Origin of the sequence: Nonomuraea sp. NPDC049655, from assembly GCF_044465465.1 — a bacterium.
GTDB lineage: Bacteria > Actinomycetota > Actinomycetes > Streptosporangiales > Streptosporangiaceae > Nonomuraea.
On record NZ_JBITLS010000018.1, the window covers coordinates 170,071 to 188,401 of the forward strand.

Consider the following 18,331-nt stretch of genomic DNA (forward strand, 5'->3'; position numbering starts at 1 on the left):
AGTCAGCGCCTCCCCGTGGTGATGTTCAGGTCGAGCAGCGAGCTGGCGTCGTCCGGCGGACCAGGATCGGGACCGGGACCGGGAGCGGTGCCGGAGGCGCCGGCCGGAACCGGGTCGCGGGCCGGGTCGCGGGCCGTGTCACGGGCCGTGTCACGGGCCGGGGCCGGGTCGCGTTCCAGCCACAGGCGCCTGCGCCGGAAGACCGGCGCGGGGGCGGGCTCGCGTTCCGGCCGCACGCCAGGCCGCGGGTCCGGCTCGCTCAGCACGAGGTGCGCGTTGGTGCCGCCGAGCCCGAACGAGCTCACGCCCGCCACCCTGGGCGAGGGCCAGTCCCGCGGCTCGGTGGCGGGCTCGAAGGGCGAGGCGGCGAAGTCGAAGCGCGGGTTGGGCCGCTCGCAGGACAACGTCGGCGGGATCCGCCCGTGCTCGACGGCCAGCGCCGCCTTGATCAACCCGGCGATCCCGGCCGCGCTGAGCGTGTGCCCGATGTTGGTCTTCACGCTGCCGATCGCGCACGTTCCCGGGTCGCCGCCGCCTTCCGCGAACACCCGCGTCAGGGCGCGCAGCTCGATGGGGTCGCCGATGAGCGTGCCGGTGCCGTGCGCCTCGATCAGGCCGATCTCGCCCGGCGTGCGGCCGGCCGCCGCCAGGGCCCGGCGGACCACGTCGGCCTGGGCCTCGGGGTTGGGCGTGGTGACGCCCATGGTGCGTCCGTCGTTGTTCACCGCCACCGCCTCGATGACCGCGTGCACCCGGTCGCCGTCGGCCAGCGCCGCGCGCAGCGGCTTGAGCAGGACGACCCCGCACCCCTCCCCCGGCACGAACCCGTCGGCGCGCTCGTCGAACGTGTGACACCGTCCGGTGGGCGACAGCGCCTTGGCCGCGCTGAGCTGCAGGTAGTCGTTCTCGTCCAGGAGCACCTCCACCCCGCCCGCCAGGGCGACCTCGGCCTCCCCGGCGAGCAGGCTCTGCGCGGCGAGCTGCACGCCGACCAGCGAGGAGGAGCAGGCGCTGTCCACCACGAGGTTGGGGCCGCGCAGGTCGAAGTGGTGCGCGACCCTGGCCGCGATGAAGTTCTGGTCGGAGGCCAGCCCGCCCGGCCGGACGCCGACCCGGCGCCCGTAGTCGGACATGCGGGCTCCGGCGAACACGCCGGCCCGGCGTCCGCGCAGTTCGGCGGGGTCGTAACCGGCGTCGGCCAGGCAGGCCGCGCAGCACTCCAGGAACATGCGGATGGCCGGGTCGAGGGCGCGGGCCTCGTCCTCGCCCAGGCCGAAGTAGTCGTTGTCGAAGTCCTCGATGCCGTCGACGAAGCCGCCCCACTTGCTGATGCTGCGGCCGAGGGCCGGTTCGGGCGAGTACAGCTCGCGGTGGTCCCAGCGGGAGGCGGGCACCTCGCGCACGTCGCACCGGCCCTCGGTGAGGTTCCGCCAGAACGCGGCCACGTCCGGGGCGCCGGGGAACCGGCAGGCCATGCCGATGATCGCGATTCTGCGATCCTCGGCGCCCGGAAGGGCGGACCCGGAGGCGCCGCCCGGCGCACTCTCCCGGCCCTCCCCCCGCGCGCCCGTCTCGGGGACGCCCGTCTCGGGGGCGTCCGGGAGAACGGCGGTCGGCTCGGGGACGTTTGGACGGTCGGCGGTCGGCTCGGGGGCGTTCACGCGGTCGGTGTCCGGCTCCGGAACGCCCAGGCGGTCGCGGAGCTGCTCCAGCGTCGGATAGTCGAGCAGCAGCGACGGCTCCAGGCTCTCTCCGAGCCGTTCCTCGATGCGCTGCACCAGCTCGGCCAGCATCACCGACTCGACGCCGAGGTCCCCGAACTCCGCCGTCGGGTCCAGGGCGTCCACGGGGATGCCGATCGTCTCGGAGAACAGCACGGCCAGCCAGTCGGGTCCACCGGTCCGCGCCGGCTCGGAAACCGGGCGGGCGGAGGCCGGGCGGCGGTCCGCCCGCTCGGGGAGCCGGATCAGCGCCGGGACGTCCACGGACGCGCCGGACGGCGGGCACGGCAGCACGGTCGCGCCGCGCGGCAACCCGATCACCCGGTCCAGCACCCGCAGCCCCTCCCGGTCGCCGAGCGACGCGAGCCCGACGGCCTCGCCGACGTTCGGCTTGCCGCGCGCCCCGCCGGACTCCCGCCACTGCGGCCAGTCGACCGACCGGAACTCGGTCCGCCCGGACCGCCGCCTGACCCCGGCGCAGTAGTCGAGGAAGGCGTTGGCGGCCGCGTAGTCGGCCACCCCGGCGGCCAGCGCGGGCACGGCGGCGCACACGGAGGAGAAGGTGACGAAGAAGGCCGGACGGTCGCCGGCGCACGCCTCGTCCAGCGCCTCCAGGAGGTCGGCCTTGGGCGTGAGCACGGCCCGCAGGTCGTCCTCGGACTTGTGGGCCAGCGACGGACGGCCCTGGCTGGAGCGTCCCGCGCAGTGGACGACGCCGCCGATCGGGCCCAGCTCGCGCCGCACGCCGTCCAGGAAGGCGGCCACCCCGGACGGCGGCCCGGTGTGCACGACCACCCGGGCGCCCGCGCGTTCCAGGTCGAGGACGGTGGCGACGGCCTCCTCACCGGAGCCGTCCCACTGTTCGCGCGGCGGCAGCGGACGCGCGCCGAGCAGGGCGAGCCGGCGCGCGCCGCGATCGGCCAGGTGGCGGGCCACCAACGCGCCCAGCCCCCTGGTGCCGCCGCTCACGACGTAGACGGCCGCGGGGTCGAGCCGCGGCTCGGCGTACGGCGCGGACAACTCCCGCAGATCGGGACGGAACCGCTCACCGTCGCGGTAACAGACCTCCCCGTACGGCTCAGCGGCCGCCCATTCGGCGCGGATCTGCGCCGCCGTGGGCCGGTCGCTGTCCAGCACGGTGGCCGTGACCGCCGGGTACTCGGCGGCGAGCATCCGCACGAACCCCGCCATCCGCGCCCCCGCCAGGCTCGGCGACGCGCCGCCGAGGTCCAGCAGGCCGCTGGTGACGTGCAGGATCCGGAGCGGGCGGCGACGGGCCAGGGCGTCCCGCAGCTCGGCGAGCCGGTCCAGCTCGCCCGCCGGGTCGGCCTCGCCCAGGTCGCGCAGGTCGATCCAGCCGGTGAACTCCTCCGGGACGGGGTCGCCCGCGCCCACGGGCACGACCTGGTCGCCGAGCGAGCGCGCCAGCTCCTCGGAGGCGTCGCCGAACAGGCACACCACGGTCCCGCCGCCGAGCGTCCCGGGGTCGTGGGCGGGCTCCCCGGACGGCGCCCAGGTCCGTTCGAAGAGCGGCGTCTCGGCGACGGCCGGTCCCCGATCACCGACGGCGGGCTCCCGGTCGGCGGCGGCCGGTTCCGGGGCGTCGGCGGCGGGCTCCCGGTCGCCGGAGGCGGGTTCGAAGGGCCAGCACCGCATCCGGTCGAACGGGTACGACGGCAGGCCCACCAGCCGCGCGCCCGGCGACGGCGTCCAGTCCACGTGGCCGCCGTCCACCCAGTGCCGCCCCAGCTCCAGCAGGTCGCCAGGCCGTCCGGACAGCTGGTCGCCGGACCACCCGGACGGCGGGACGCCGGGACGGGTCCGGCCGCGCAGCACATCGGCGGGCTCCGACCGGGCGAAGCGCTCCAGCCGTTCGCACAGCTCCGCCACGTCCGCGACGACCAGCGCGAGCCGTTCGCGCAGCGGTTCCCGGCCGGTGCGGAGGGTGTGGGCGACGTCGGCGAGACTCTCGGGCGTCGCGCGCAGGTGGCCCGCCAGCCGGCCCGCCATGGCCCGCAGCCGCCGCTCGTCGTGGGCCGACAGCACGATGAGCTGCGGTCCGTCGTCGGGCGTGCCGGTCGCGGCGAGCGTGGCAGTCGCGGTGGGCGTGGCGGGCGTGCCGGTCGCGGTGGGCGGGGCCTCTTCGATCACCGCGTGGGCGATCGTCCCGCCGGCGCCGAACGAGCTGAGGCCCGCCCGCCGGGGCGCGCCGCCGGGCCCCTCGGGCCAGTCGGCCGCCTCGCGCTGCACGCGGAAGGGGATCTCGTCCCAGGCGATGTCCGGGTTGAGCTCGTCGGCGTGCAGGGAGGGCACCAGCCGCCGGTGCCGGAGCTGGAGCACGATCTTGGTGAGCCCGGCGATGCCTGCGCCCGACTCGACGTGCCCGAGGTTGGACTTGACCGACCCGATCGGGATGCTGCCCGGCGCGGCCCCCACCTGCCCGAACACCCGCATGAGGGCGTTGATCTCGATGGGGTCGCCGAGCGCGGTGCCCGCGCCGTGGCATTCCAGATAGCCGATCCCGGCGGGGTCCACGCCCGCGTCGGCGAGCGCGCGGGCGACGAGCTCGCCCTCCTCGACGGGGCTCGGCACCACCCAGCCGTTCGTCCGGCCCGAGTGCACGACGGCGGTGCCCCTGATCACGGCGTGGATGCGGTCGCCGTCCGCCTTGGCCCTGGACAGCGGCTTGAGCAGGACGACCCCGGCGCCCTCGGCGGGCACGAAGCCGTCGCCGCCCGCCCCGAAGCTGTGGCAGCGCCGGTCACCGGCGGTCAGCCGCATGCGGGCGTGCTGGACGAACTTGTTCGGATGCAGGTTGAGGTTGACGCCGCCGGCGATCGCCAGCTCGCACTCCCCCTGGCGCAGCGACCGGACCGCGAGGTGCAGCGCGGCCAGCGACGACGAGCACATCGTGTCGACCGACATGCTGGGCCCCTTGAGGTCCAGGTGGTAGGAGACGCGGTTGGCCACGCCGCCGAGCGTCGCGCCGGTGTCCTGGGGCGTGCCGCGCTGGCTCTGCTCGACGCCGAAGAAGGGGTACTCGTTGTACATCACGCCCGCGTAGACGGCGACGTTCGAACCGTGCCGGTCGCGCAGGCGGGTGCGCGGGTAGCCGGCGTCCTCCAGGGCCTCCCAGGTGACCTCCAGGAAGACGCGCTCCTGCGGGTCCATGAGGGCCGCGTCGCGCGGGGTGATGCCGAACAGCAGCGGGTCGAAGTCGGTGACGCCGTCGAGGAAGCCGCCCCACATGAGGTCCACGGGCCAGCCGTCGCGGGTCCTGTCGGCGGGGACGCGGGAGAGCGAGTGCCGCCCGGCCGCCAGGTTCTCCCAGAACATGCCCAGGTCGGGGGCGTCGGGGTAGCGCCCGGCGATCCCGATGACGGCGATCGCGCCGTCGTCTGCGCTGTCCGTCCCGGCGGAGCGCGGTTCGGTCCGATCGGTCCGGTCCGTCGGGGGCGGGGCGGGGGTTCTGGCGGACAGCGCGGCGGCGACCCCCGCCAGGTCCTTGTGCTCGAAGAAGAGGGTGCGCGACCGCTCGCCCAGGTCCCGCTCCAGCCGCGCGTTGAGCTCCACGATCTGGGACGACGTCAGCCCGTACTGCTCCAGCGGCACCCGCGTCCCCAGCCGGTCGGCGTCGATGCCCGAGACCTCGGCGTAGACGCCCTTGAGGTAGTCCTCCATGTCCCCGGCGGCGGCCTCCGACGCGACCGGCTCCGCCCGTTCGATCCAGTACGGCTCGGCCTCGAACGGGTAGGCGGGCAGCGCGACCCGTGCGGGCGGCTCCGGCCAGAACCGGGCCCAGTCGACGTCCTGACCGGCCACCCAGGCGGCCGCCGCCTCGGCCTCCGCGCCGGTCGGACGCCCGCCGGAGCCTCCGGCGAGCACGGACGGATGCGTCCTGCCCGCCGCGAACGCCTCCAGCCCCTCCCGCAGCCCGGCCGCGTCACGGCAGACGACGGCGAGCCGGTGCGCGAGGGCAGCGCGCCCGGTCTGGGTGGTGTAGGCGATCCGGCGCACGTCCCGCTCCCCGGTCTCGGCCAGGCGGCGGGCGGCGGTGACCAGCTGTTCCGGGGTCGCGGCGGACACCAGGACGGCGTGCTCCCGTCCGTCCTCGGCCGCGCTGCCCGGGGTCTCCTCGGGAAGGGGCGCGCGGACGACGGCGTGGGCGTGCGTGCCGGTCGCCCCGAAGGCGTTGATCAGCGCCCGCCGCTCGCCGGTCCACGGCTGCGGCTGCTCCGGCACGGTGACCGCGTCGGTGGGCGGCTCGGCGAGCAGAGTGGGCGCCAGCCGTCCGTGCCGGAGCTGCAGCAGCACCTTGGCGAGCTGGGAGGCGCCGGACGCGGCTTCGAGATGGCCGATGTTCGGCTTGAGCGTGCCCGCCGCGACGGGCTCGGCCCGCTCGCCGAAGACCTCGGCCAGCGCCTCCGCCTCGGCCGCGTCGGCCAGGGCGGCGCCGGCCGCCGCGCACTCGACGTAGGAGACGTCGCGGGGCCCGGCCCCGGCCCGCTCCAGGGCCCGGCGCATGGACGCCGCCATGGCGTCGGCGCTCGGCGCGGTGAACCGCCCGGTACGCCCGGTGTGCGCGACCCAGGTGGCCTCGACCACGCCGTGGACGGCGTCCCCCGCCCGGACGGCGTCCGCGACGGGCCGCAGCAGGAAGGTGCCGACGCCCTCGCCGACCGTCCAGCCGGGCCGGTCGGGGTCGAAGGCGGCGGCGCCGGCCTCCTCGGCCAGCAGGCCGAGCCCGGCCAGCAGCCCGGCGTGGTAGGGGTCGGCGAGCAGGTTGACGCCCGCGACCACGGCCGCGTCGCAGTCGCCCGTACGGATGGCCTGGGCGGCCAGGTGCAGGGCGGTCAGCGTGGACGAGCACGACGTGTCCACGGCGATGCTCGGCCCGGTGAAGCCGAAGAAGTACGAGACGCGGTTGACCATGTCGGACGCGGTCGCCGAGACCACGGCCGGGCCGCCCGCGCGCCAGGCGGCGGCGCCCGCGTGCTGGTAGTCGTGCCACATCGAGCCGACGAAGACGCCCACCCTGGGCGCGGTCGCGTGCAGCGAGGCGGGGGTGTGACCGGCGTGCTCCAGGCACTCCCAGACGCTGTGCAGCAGGAGCCGGAGCTGCGGGTCGAGCGTCGCGGCCTCCTTCGGCGAGACGTGGAAGAGCAGGCTGTCGAAGCGGTCGATGTGCTCCAGGTAGCCGCCGGGACGCTCGCCCCTGGGGCTCGGGCCCAGGCTGCGGGTGCCGGTGCTGAGGTTGTGCCAGAAGCCGTCCAGGTCGTCGGCGCCGGGGTAGCGTCCGGCCATGCCGATCACGGCGAGCCCGCCCGGCCGCTCCCCGTGCGCCGGCTCCTCGGGCGCCGGCTCCTCGTGCCGGGCGGGCTCGGCGCGGAGGGCCGGTTCCGTCTCCGGGGTGGAGGGCACGGGGGCGGAGAGAACGGGAGTGGCGAACACGGGGGTGGCGTCGCCGGTCGCGTACTCGGCGGGGCCGCCCAGGAACGCCTGGAGGAAGCGGTGGCCGTCGTCCAGGTCGAACTGGTCGCGCACCTGGTCGAAGGCGACCTCGCCGATGGGGCAGAGCCCGATGCCGCAGGCCGCCTGGCCGGTCATCAGGAGCTGGCCGAGGTAGCCCGCCTCCAGGGTCAGGTAGCGCAGGCTCTGCTCGCCGTACAGGGGCTCGATGCCCTTGGTCTGGCCGATGAGGTAGAGGCTGAAGCCGGCGCGGTCGTACAGGTCGCGGTTGTAGACGAAGTGGGCCGTACGGTCGAGCTCCGGGCGGCCGTTCACGAGCTGGAGCGCGTGCTCGACCGGGTTGTAGTAGTAGATCCCCTCGGCGACGCCGCTGATCGCGCCCTTGGCGACGTGCAGGTACGCCTGCACGGCGTAGGTGTCCCCGGCCGACGGGTACAGGTGGCGCGCGCGGTCGCCGAGCCGCCGTTCGCGCAGCAGCCCGAGCAGCCGGCACAACGACCGGTACGGCAGCGAGCCGGGCGCGAAGTCGCGCACGCTGGCCCGCCAGGCGTAGTGCTCCTCGGGCACGTCCAGGCGGTCGAGGCGGATGAGGCTGGCGTCGGGCTCCAGCGGGCGCAGGTTCCATCGGCCCGCCTTGAACGCCTCCCGGTCCTCGGGCGAGAAGAAGTCCACCTCCCCCGGCCCGTCCGCCTCGACGTCGGCCCGCACAGGCTGCTCGACGGGCTTCTCGGCGGGGGGCTTCTCGGTGGCGGGCTTCTCGGTGGCGGGCTTCTTCGGCGCGGGCTCGTCGGCGGGGGCGCCGACGACGGTGGCGATGCCGGTGACGGTCGGGTTCTCCAGCAGCAGCGCCACCGGCACCCGCCTGCCGTACCGCTTCCGCAGCGCCTTGGAGACCTGGACCATGGTGAAGGAGGTGACGCCCTGGTCCCACAGGTCCTGGCCGGGATCGACCTCCTCGACCCCGATCAGTTCGGCGAACAGCTCGGCGATCTCCGTCACCGTCCGCCCCGTCACCGCGGGCTCGGGCTCCGGTTCCGGCTCGGGCTCGGGCTCGGGGGCGCGATCGGTGAGCGGCCACGGGAGCGCGTCCCGGTCCAGCTTGCCGTTGGCGGTGGCCGGGAACGTGCTCACGAACGCCACGTGGTTGGGCACCATGTACGCCGGCAGCGTCCCGGCCGCGTGCGCCCGCAGCTCCCCCACGTCCGGCTCCGCGCCCTCGGCCATCACGTACGCGACCAGCTTCCGCTCCCCCGACCGGTCGTCGCGGGCCAGGACGACGACGTCCCGCACGCCCGGATGCTGCCGCAGCCGGTGCTCGATCTCGCCCAGCTCCACCCGGAACCCGCGGATCTTCACCTGGTTGTCGGCCCGCCCGAGGAACGTGATGTTCCCGTCGGGCAGCAGCGCGGCCCGGTCGCCGGTCAGGTACATGCGCCCGCCCGCGAACGGGTCCGGCACGAACCGCTCGGCGGTCAGCTCGGGCTGGTTGCGGTAGCCGAGGCTCAGGCACCTGCCGCCGATGAACAGGTCGCCCTCCTCGCCTTCGGGGCAGGGCCGCCGGTCCTCGTCGAGGATGTAGTAGAGGGCGTCGTCGATCGGCCGCCCGTACGGGATGCTCCGCCACGACGGGTCGACCTCGCCCACCTCGAACCAGTTCGACCAGACGGTGGCCTCGGTGGCGCCGCCCAGGCTGACCACCCGCGCCCGCGGGAAGGTCGCGCGCACGGCGTCCGGCAGCGGCAGCGGCGTGTAGTCGCCGCTGAGGAAGACCAGCCGCAGGTCGCCGGTGCCCTCCCCGCCCTGCCGCTCGGCCAGCAGCGGGGCGAGCTGGTTGAGCGTGGTGGGCGCGGAGTTCCAGAACGTGATCGGCTCGTCGATGAGCACGTCCAGCAGCAGTTCTGGGTCGCGCTGCTGGCCCTCGTCGGCGATGTAGAGCGAGGCGCCCCGGCCGAGCAGGCCGAAGATGTCGAACACCGACAGGTCGAAGCCGAGCGAGGTGACGCAGAGCCCGACGTCGGAGGCGTCGAAGTCGAAGGTGCGGTAGCACCAGTCGAGCAGGTTGAGCAGCGGCCGGTGGCTGACCTCGACGCCCTTGGGCTTGCCGGTGCTGCCCGAGGTGAAGATCACGTACGCGAGGTCGTCCACGGTGCCGGCGAGGGGCGGGTCGCCGCGGTCGTCGCCGCCGGCGTCCAGCTCGACGGCGCGCACGCCCTCGGGCACGGCCCAGCCGGGCGTCTGCGCGCAGGTGAGGACGATCCCGGCGGCGGCGTCGTCCAGCATGACGGCGGCCCGCTCGTCGGGCAGGGACGGCTCCACCGGCAGGTAGGCGCCGCCCGCCTTGTGTATCCCGAGGACGGCGGCCACCATGTCGGGCCCGCGGCACAGGCGCACGGCGACCACCGTCCCCGGCCCCACGTCCAGCTCCTTCAGCCGCCAGGCGACGGCGTTGGCACGCCGGTTCAGCTCCCCGTACGTCATGGTGCCGCCGGCGTGCCGCAGCGCGACCGCGTCGGAACGGGCGGCGGCCTGCCGCTCGAACAGCCGGTGCGCGGGGCGCAGCCGGTCCTCGAAGGCCGCGAACAGCTCGGCGAGGTCGGGGAACTCCGGCTCCAGCGCGTCCCAGTGGTAGTGCAGCCGGTCGCCCTCCCTGATGACGATGCAGTCGAGCGCGACGTCCGGGGTGTAGGTCATCCAGGGCCCGGCCTCGACGCCGTCCGGCAGGGGGTGCTCGGTCAGGTCGAGGGTGCTGGTGTAGACGACAGGGAAGGCGTAGGCGCGGCGGCGGCGCTCCTTCATGACGTGGCCGCGCAGCGTGGCCAGGCCGGTCAGGGCGCCGTTCGCGGCGTCGGCGGCGATCCGGTCGGGGTAGGACTCCGCGTCGGTGACCCAGCTCAGGGCGGTGTGCTCGCCGGGTCGCCGCGGCTCTGACTCGGCGGTCCAGCGCACCACGGACACGCTGAACGGATCGGCGAAGCGCCCGCGCAGCGCGCCGGCCAGGGCGGCGAAGACGGTCTCGTCGGACACCGCGGCGACGCTGCCGCTCAGCCGGACGCGGCGCGCGGGCGTGGTGGCCAGCTCGGGCCCCGGCGGCAGGTCGCGGAACCGCTCGTCCCAGTAGCCCCCTTCGCGCGGACGCTCCGGGGCGGCCGGAGCCTCGGCGGGCGGCCGCGGCTCGGCGGACGGGTCGGCGTACAGCCTGAACAGCTCGCGCAGCACGATGTGGATGCTCCGGCCGTCCAGCACGGCGAGGTCGACGGCCGCGTGCACCGTCTCGCCGCTGACCCGCAGCTCCCAGTGCGGCCAGCGGCCCAGCGGGAACGCCCGCCCGGCCATCTCCGCGACCGTCTCCCCCGCCGTCTCCCCCGCCGTCTCCCCCGTCTCGGCGCCGGGGATCTCGGGGATGTCCCAGTTCTCCGGCGCGTGCGGCCTGACCCGCAGCGTCCCGTCGTGGGTGACCTCCGAGCGCAGCGCGTCGTGCGCGGCCACCAGGCGCAGCCAGGCCCGTTCGAGCCGGTCCCGGTCCAGGTCGCGGACGTGGAAGCTGTGGTGGACCTGGCAGCCGTCGTACGGGTGCGAGCCGCCCGCGCGGGCCACGTAGTACGCCTTCTGCAGCTCGTTGAGCGGCCGGATCTTCTCCTCGCCGGTGTCGGCGGCCAGGGCGCGCAGCGCGTTGGTGAAGCGGGCGAACAGGGTCTCCGGCTCGCCGGGCGCGAAGCAGCCGGGCACCAGGTCCCAGCGCACCCGCAGCTCGCCGTCGTGCTCCCACATCTGGTGGTCGAGCGCGACGCCGGAGGTCTGGCTCAGCGCGTACGTCACCGGCGGCACGGCCTCGTCGGGCCGGGCGTCCAGCAGGCTGGTGAAGACCACGGGCAGCGCCGTGCGCTCGCGCAGCTCCCGCATGACGGTCACGCCGGGGACGCCCGCGTGGCCGAGGTCGCGCCACAGCCGCCGGTGCACCTCCTGGACCGCCTCCGGGAGCGGCTCGCCGAGCGTGCTCTCGGCGGCGAACACGGCGGTGCCGGTGAACGGCCCGACCACCTCGTCCACCTCGCGCGGCAGCCAGGCCCGGCCGGTCGTGGTCACGGCCAGGGAGCAGTCCTCGCCCCTGCCGACCGTCTCGGCGAACAGGGTCAGCACCAGGGCGGTCGGCGAGACGTCCAGCTCGGCGGCCCTGGCGCGCAGGGCGCCCCACTGGGCGGCGGTCAGCGAGCCGGTCAGCGCGGAGCGCGGCGACCCGTCGGGCACGCCGGCGGCGGGGCCGGGCGGCAGGTCGGCCAGGCGTTCCCGCCAGTAGTCCAGGTCCTCCTGGTGGCGGGGGCCGCGCCGCTGGGCGTCCAGCGCCAGCAGGCAGTCGCGGACGGACAGCCCGCTCTCCTCCAGCGTGTGGCCGGGGTCGCGGTAGCAGCGCCACCAGTCGCGCAGCAGCACGTCGAGCCCGCGGCCGTCGGTCACGCTCGCGTCGATGCCGAAGTGCACGGTCCCGGGCGTGGTGACCTCGACGGCGAACGGCGGCCAGACGCCGGGCTCGTAACGCCGGTGCGCGAGGCGTTCGCGGGCGCCGGGCTCGTCCACCGGCAGGTCCCAGGAGGGGGCCCGCTCCAGGATCCGCTGGGTGCCGTCCTCGCCCAGCTCCAGGCGCAGGGCGTCGTGGTGGTCGACGACGCGCTGCCAGGCCGCGCGCAGGCGGTCGGGGTCCACGCCGGGCACCTCGAACTCGCGGTAGACCTGGCAGCCGACCGGGTCGGGGGTGGCGTCCTCGTCCGCGCCCATGACGTACGCCTGTTGCAGGGGCGTCAGGGGGAACGGCTCGTGCCGGTCGCCGGGGGCCGGGCTGATCTCCGCCACGGTCACGGGGGTGTCGCGCTCCGCCGTCCCGGCCAGCTCGGCGATCCGCGCGGCCAGTTCGGCCGGCGTCGCGCAGCCGCCCAGCCGCTCGACGGGGAGGTCCAGCGAGAACTCCCGCTGGATCTCGAACCACACCCGTACCGCGGAGATCGAGTCGAGTCCGCTGTCCTTGAGTGAAGCGTCGGGGGTCAGCTCCGCGCCGCCGGGCAGCACCTCGGCCAGCAGGCGGATGACCGTCTCCGTCACGCGCTCGTCGTGCTCCATGGGCCTCCTCCCTCACTGCGACGCTAGTGAGGACGGCGGGCGCTGCCTGCTCAAGACTGAGCAGGCGGCGCAAGGCGATCGGCCGTAGCTTTCTGACCATGCCTGGTTCCTGGATAGCGGGCGGCGAGCCCAGAGCCGACGCCCGCATCAGACTGTTCTGCTTCGCGCACGCGGGAGGCGGCTCGGCGCTGTTCCGCAAATGGGACGACCACCTGTCGCCGGACGTCGACGTCTGCCCGGTGGTGCTGCCGGGGCGCGAGTCACGCCTGCGCGAGCGGCCCTACAACCGCATGGAGCAGCTCGTGGGGCCGCTGTCGGAGGCCATCGAGCCGTACACCGACCGGCCGTTCGCGCTGTTCGGGCACAGCATGGGGGCCGTGGTGGCCTGGGAGACGGCCCGCCGTTTCCCGCCCGCGGTGCTGTTCGTGTCCGGACGCCGCGCGCCGCACCTGCCGACCCGCCGCCGCCGCTTCACCGACCTGTCGGAGGACGAGCTGCTGAGCGAGCTGGGCAAGCTGAACGGCACGCCGTCGGAGGTGATGGACCAGCGCAGCCTGCTGGAGGTGTTCCTGCCGGGCCTGCGCGCCGACTTCGAGCTGAACGAGTCGTACACGCCGCTGCCCGGCCCGCGTCCGGACTGCCCGATCTCGGCGCTGACCGGCGACGCCGACCCGGAGGTCGACCCGGACGAGATCAGCGCCTGGGCCGACGCCACCGGCGGCGGTTTCACGTTGCGCGTGTTCGGCGGCGACCACTTCTACCTCAAGGGCCCGCGGCCCGAGGTGCTGACGGCGGTCCAGGAGGACCTGAACCGCCATCTGCTCAACGTCTAGCCGTCCTCAGCGTCTAACCGTCCTTGGACAGGTCGCGCAGCCGGGCTTCGAGCAGCCCGGCTGCGGCCTCCATCAGCCGGTCGGCGATGACGTCCACGTGCCTGGCCCGCCAGTCGGCCAGCTCCGTGCCCGCCACCCACCGGTTGAACGCGCCCATCGCCGGCCCGCAGTGGACCTGGTAGTCCACCTGCCGCCCGGTCTCGCCGCGCAGCGCCAGCCTGATCGTGTGCACGAAGTACCAGCGGAAGACGAGCGCCATCCGGTGCTTGGGGTCGCGCTCGGCGCGGGCCAGCTCGGCCGGCCGGCGCGCGGCCAGGAACGCCCGGGTCTCCTCCCACACCTCCTCGAAGGAGCGGCGGAAGAACTTGTCCTGGATCGTCCGCCTGGTCCGCTCGTCGATCTCCTCCAGCGAGCCGTACTGGCGGTAGAGCTGGTAGAGCTTGTTGGCGCGGGCCGGGAACAGCGTGCCCTTCCTGGCGACCTGCACCTGCGCGCCCATCTCGAACATGTCACCGGCCGGGGCGTAGGCGGTGTCCTGCACGTCGAGCCCGGCCAGCAGGTCCTTGACGGCGTCGGACGTCCCGGCCTGCGGGGTGCACTGGTTGACGCTGCCGGTGACGATGAAGTCCGCGCCGAGCACGAACGCCGCGGCGGCCGCCTCCGGTGCGCCGATGCCGCCGGACGCGCCGACCCTGATGCGCCGGGCGTAGCCGTGGGCGGCCATCTCCTCGTCGCGCAGCCGCAGGATCGCCGGCATCAGCGCGTACGGAGAGCGCCCGTCGGTGTGCCCGGCCGAGTCGGCCTCGACGCAGACGTCCGCGCTGACCGGCAGCTCGGCGGCGACCTCCGCCTCGGCCGCGCTCAGCGCGCCCTCCCGGACGAGCCGGTCCAGGACGGCCTGCGGGGCGGGCCGCATGAAGGCGGCGGCGACCTCCGGCCTGGAGACCTTGGCCACCACGTGCCGGACGGCGACCGGCCGCCCGGCCGGGTCGCGGTGCGCGCCGCTGTAGCGGTAGCGGACGAGGGGCGCGGTGATGTGCGGGTAGGCGGCGGCCTCGACGTACCGCACGTCGCGGCGGAGCAGCAGGTCCACCGTCTCGCGCTCCAGGCCGTCCTCGTCGAAGCCGTAGAGCAGGTTCACGCCGTAGGAGCCGTCCGGGCCGAGGGCGGACTGGACGGTGTCGAGCGCGTCGGAGATCTGGTCCAGGGTGAGGCCGCCCGCGCCGAGGAAGCCCATCAGCCCGGCCCGGCCCATCCTGATCACCAGCTCGGCCGAGGCGATGCCCTTGAACATCGACCCGGCCAGGTAGGCGTGGCGGACGCGGTAGTCGGCGCGGAACTCGGCCGAGCCGAGCACGATCCCGGCCTCCCGGACGGCGGGCGCCTCGACCGGTTCCCGGACGGGGGGCTTCTCGGCCGGTTCCCGGACGGGGGGCTTCTCGGCCGGCTCCTGCTCGGCAGAGGGCTCGGGCGGGTAGCGGCGGGTGACCGTCCACAGCTTGGTGAGCACGTCGCCGGGGCCGATCTCCTCCAGTTCGGAGACGCCCTGGTCCATCAGGTAGCGCAGCCCGTCCACCCACCGCACCGGGTTGCAGATCTGGCGGCGCAGCAGCTCGGCCGCCTCGCCGGCCCGGTACGGGCGTCCGGTCACGTTGGAGACGACGGGCACCCGCGGCTCCTCGATGCGGACGCCCTCCAGCGCCTCGGCGAAGGCGTCGGCGGCCGGTTCCATGTAGCGCGAGTGCGAGGGCACGCTCACGCTCAGCGGCACCCACTTGCCGGGGCCGCCGCGGCTGAGCGCGTCCAGCTCGTCCTTGGGCCCGGCCAGGACGACCTGTTCCGGGGAGTTGTAGTTGGCGATGTCGACGCCGGTGCCCGCCACCAGCTCCTCCAGCCGTTCCCGGTCGGCGCCGAGCACCGCCGCCATGGCGCCGCCGCCCGCCGCGGACATCAGCTCGCCGCGCCGCTTGACCAGGCCGAGCGCGGTCTCGAAGTCGAAGCAGCCGGCCGCGAACAGCGCCGCGTACTCGCCCAGGCTGTGCCCGGCCAGGTAGTCGGGCCGGCCGCCCTCGTCCTGCTGGGCGAGGAAGCTCAGCGCGTTGACCGTGAACAGGGCGGGCTGCACGTAGCGGGTCTCCCGCAGCCGCTTGGGGTCGTCGCACAGCTCGGCGACGGAGTAGCCGAGGATCTCGTCGGCGCGGGCGCACAGGTCGGGGTACCGCTCCAGGACGCCCGCGCCCATGCCCTTGCGCTGCGACCCCTGCCCGGGGAAAACCCACACGACGGACATCAGGCGCGTTCCTCTCTAGCGTTCCCAGGGGAATCTCTTCTCGGTCGCGTAGTCGACGAGCCTGCGGCGCACCTCGGGGCTGGACATGAGCCGGCCGAACTCCTTGACCGCCACCTGCTCGGTCTCGTCCGACAGGATCCACAGCTCGCGGAAGTAGCGCTTCATGTCCGTGACGATCGACCTGTCCAGCTTGGTCAGCCGGTAGGCCAGCCGCCGCACGAGCGCCTCCGGGTCGTCCGACACCTCGTCCACCAGGTGGAAGGCGGCGGCCTCTGCGGCGCTCGCCGGCTGGGTGCTCAGCGTCATCGCGTACGCCTTCTGAAAGCCCGTGCGCCGGATCAGGAACGGCAGCACGCAGCACGGCAGCAGCCCCCACAGCGCCTCGGGGAGGCTGAAGGTGCTGCGCTCGCTGGCGAAGACGAAGTCGCTGGCCGCGGCCAGGCCGACGCCGCCGCCGGCCACCCGGCCGTCCACCCGGGCCACCACCGTCACGGGCGTCTCGGTGAAGCGGCGCAGCAGGCCGTAGAACGCCCGGCCGCCGTCGGCGACGTCGCTGCCGGCCGCCTCCTCCAGGTCCATGCCGGTGCAGAAGACGCCGTCGCCGCCCTCCAGCAGCAGGATGCGGCAGCCGGGCGCGCGCTCGGCCTCGTCCAGGGCGGCGCCCAGCTCGTCGATGGCGCGGTCGTCGATCGTGCGGCTGCGCAGCCGGTGCCGCAGGGTCGCCGAGGTCAGCTCCATCTGTACTCCCGGTGGAAGTCCGCGATGCGGTCCAGCACCAGCAGGCCGCGACCGTCGAAGGCGTCCTCGTACAGGTCGCCGTACGGTTTGGGGTCGAGCACGGCGTCCCGCACCCCGAAGGCGCGGTCGGCGCTCAGCTCGGTCAGCGCGTCCAGCTCCGCGACGCCGATCTCGCGCCGCTCGTCCAGCGCCCGGCCGATGCCGCTGCGCCCCTGGGCCGGGATCACGCCGCTGTAGAACTCCGACGCGCAGCCCGACCCGTACGAGAACAGCCCCGCCCGCTTCGGCGCGTCGAACGCGCCGTGGTCGATGAGCGAGCACAGCGCCAGGTAGAGCGCGGCCGAGTAGGTGTTGCCCACCCGCACGCCGTAGGCCAGGGACGGCGCGACCCGCGCCGCGAAGTCGGCCTCGATCTCCCGCGCCCCCATGCCCTTGAGCTTGCGCAGCAACATCCGGTGCGCGCCCTTCACCATCCCGGCGAACGGCGTGTGCAGCGCCAGGTAGTCGAAGGTGTCCACGATGTCGGCCCCGGCCACCCGCCGCCCGTAGGCCGCGAAGCACTCCTCGGCGCAGCGCATGTACGCCAGCAGCGACAGGTCCGGATCGACGGCGTCGGTGTCGTGGCGCGGCCGGGCCGTGTCCATCACCTCGAAGGTGTGGTAGCCGCTGGCGCCCGGGTCGAGCCGCAGCACCCGCGCGTCCGCGCCGACCAGCATCGCCACCGCGCCGGCGCCCTCGGAGGGCTCCCAGTAGGTGGACTTGGCGGTGCCGCTGGCCGCGTCCGTGGCGATGGCCAGCGCCTTCACGCCAGGGATCGGGCTCGCGCCGACGACGGCGGCGGCGCACTGCAGCGCGGCCGTCCCGCCGTAGCAGGCGTGCTTGACCTCGAACGAGCGGCACGCCGGGTTCAGCCCGAGATGGTGGTGGATGTAGGTGCTGATCGGCTTGCCGAAGTCGAGCCCCGACTCGGTGCCGACGACCAGCAGCTCGATCCGGTCCTTCTCCTCCGGGGCGAGCGCGTCCAGCAGCGGCTTGGCGGCGTTGACCGCGTTGGTGACCGGGTCCTCGCAGGGCAGGTTGACCGAGCGCTGCTCCATCATCAGGTTGCCGAAGCGGTTCACGTCCAGGCCGCGCGCGTCGAACAGCGCGCGGACGTCCGTGTACGCCCTGCCGACGTACGCGTTGATCGCCTCGATCCCGAGAGCCATGGCCTAGGGCACCATCAGGACGTCGTGGATGCTGGTCGGCACGAACAGCCGGTCCCACTGCCCGCCGCCGTGCCGTTCCGGGACCCGTTCCACGTCGTAGACCTCCTTGCGCATGCCCTCGCCGCGGTCCAGCTCCCGCACGGCCTGGTAGTCGTCCAGCTCGCGCAGGTGGATGAGGGCGTGCAGGCGGTCCTGCCGGCCCCACGTCTGCTCGTAGATGAAGGCGGTGGCGCGGCCTTCGAGGTTGGCGTTGAGGTAGCGGGACCAGTCGTAGAGGAACTGCCGTCCCTCCTCGCGCAGCTCGTAGCGCGCGTCGGCGGTGCGCAGCACGATCGCGCCGGCGGTCGCCGAGTTGAGCTGCTCCTGCTGCGTGGTCTGGTAGGTCGCGGGCGGCACGAACGTGCCGGGCACGTCGTGCACGTCGTCGGTGAACCCGTGCTGCGGGCACATGACGGTCTCCTGGAGACTGCCGTGCACGAACATCTTCTCCCAGTTGCCGCCGCCCTTCTTGGGCAGCCGGTCCTTGAGCGAGATCTGCTGGAACGCCTCGTCGTGGTCCACCATCTCGATGAGCTTGCTGTACTTCTCGGGGGACTTCATGTGCACGAACCAGTGCAGCCGCTCGCGTACGCCGAAGACCTCCTCGTAGCAGAAGGTCGTGGCGACGCCGGCCTGGGCGCGGTTCATGTAGTCGAGCAGGTCCACGCTGAAGTCGCGGCCCTCGCGGGCCATGCCGTACTCCAGCATCCCCACGCGGTGGATGATCAGGCCCGCGTTGCCCGAGTGCAGCAACTGGTCGGGGGGCAGGGTGGTCTGATACTGCGCCGGCTTCGTCATGCCCCGAATGTCGCCCACAGGGGCGGGAAGCTCCGCTCAATATTGAGCAGGCCCCCGGCGCGCCCGTCGCGGGCGGGCTCAATATTGAGCAGCAGGACGGCGGCCCGATCGGCCTAGCCTCTCCTG

At 74.5% G+C, this 18,331-nt stretch carries 6 protein-coding genes; 1 reads left to right on the forward strand and 5 read right to left on the reverse strand.

Going from position 1 to position 18,331, the window contains the following annotated elements:
- Window positions 1–2: 2 nt before the first annotated feature.
- On the reverse strand, window positions 3–12,299 hold the full coding sequence (locus tag ACIBQ6_RS44420; protein ID WP_397218843.1) for an amino acid adenylation domain-containing protein: 12,297 nt from the start codon (window positions 12,297–12,299) through the stop codon (window positions 3–5).
- Between the two features lie 98 nt (window positions 12,300–12,397).
- Between ACIBQ6_RS44420 and ACIBQ6_RS44425 the strand changes: the two genes are divergently transcribed.
- Complete coding sequence (locus ACIBQ6_RS44425; RefSeq protein WP_358298255.1) at window positions 12,398–13,132, forward strand: alpha/beta fold hydrolase; 735 nt, start codon at window positions 12,398–12,400, stop codon at window positions 13,130–13,132.
- A gap of 13 nt (window positions 13,133–13,145) precedes the next feature.
- Here the strand turns inward: ACIBQ6_RS44425 and fabD are convergent, their stop codons facing one another.
- From fabD to ACIBQ6_RS44445, 4 genes are read right to left on the reverse strand one after another with little or no spacing between them, the layout of a single operon-like run.
- Entirely contained in the window at window positions 13,146–15,422 is a 2,277-nt protein-coding gene (fabD, locus tag ACIBQ6_RS44430; protein WP_397218844.1) for an ACP S-malonyltransferase, read from the reverse strand.
- A 15-nt stretch (window positions 15,423–15,437) separates the two neighbouring features.
- Window positions 15,438–16,160 carry an enoyl-CoA hydratase-related protein gene (locus ACIBQ6_RS44435; protein WP_397218845.1) on the reverse strand — a complete coding sequence of 241 codons (723 nt, stop codon included), beginning with the start codon at window positions 16,158–16,160 and terminating at the stop codon, window positions 15,438–15,440.
- Window positions 16,151–17,368 (reverse strand): hydroxymethylglutaryl-CoA synthase family protein, encoded by a 1,218-nt coding sequence (locus ACIBQ6_RS44440; protein WP_397218846.1) that lies wholly within the window; start codon window positions 17,366–17,368, stop codon window positions 16,151–16,153. The genes ACIBQ6_RS44435 and ACIBQ6_RS44440 overlap by 10 nt, the downstream gene beginning before the upstream one ends.
- A gap of 3 nt (window positions 17,369–17,371) precedes the next feature.
- Entirely contained in the window at window positions 17,372–18,205 is an 834-nt protein-coding gene (locus tag ACIBQ6_RS44445) for a DUF6039 family protein (protein ID WP_358298262.1), read from the reverse strand.
- Between the last annotated feature and the right edge of the window lie 126 nt (window positions 18,206–18,331).

Bases quoted from the DNA above. Each gene is read 5' to 3' on its own strand.
- ACIBQ6_RS44445 (WP_358298262.1), bottom strand. From the start codon at position 18,205: ATGACGAAGCCGGCGCAGTATCAGACCACCCTGCCCCCCGACCAGTTG.
- ACIBQ6_RS44425 (WP_358298255.1), top strand. From the start codon at position 12,398: ATGCCTGGTTCCTGGATAGCGGGCGGCGAGCCCAGAGCCGACGCCCGC.
- ACIBQ6_RS44435 (WP_397218845.1), bottom strand. From the start codon at position 16,160: ATGGAGCTGACCTCGGCGACCCTGCGGCACCGGCTGCGCAGCCGCACG.
- ACIBQ6_RS44440 (WP_397218846.1), bottom strand. From the start codon at position 17,368: ATGGCTCTCGGGATCGAGGCGATCAACGCGTACGTCGGCAGGGCGTAC.
- fabD (WP_397218844.1), bottom strand. From the start codon at position 15,422: ATGTCCGTCGTGTGGGTTTTCCCCGGGCAGGGGTCGCAGCGCAAGGGC.
- ACIBQ6_RS44420 (WP_397218843.1), bottom strand. From the start codon at position 12,299: ATGGAGCACGACGAGCGCGTGACGGAGACGGTCATCCGCCTGCTGGCC.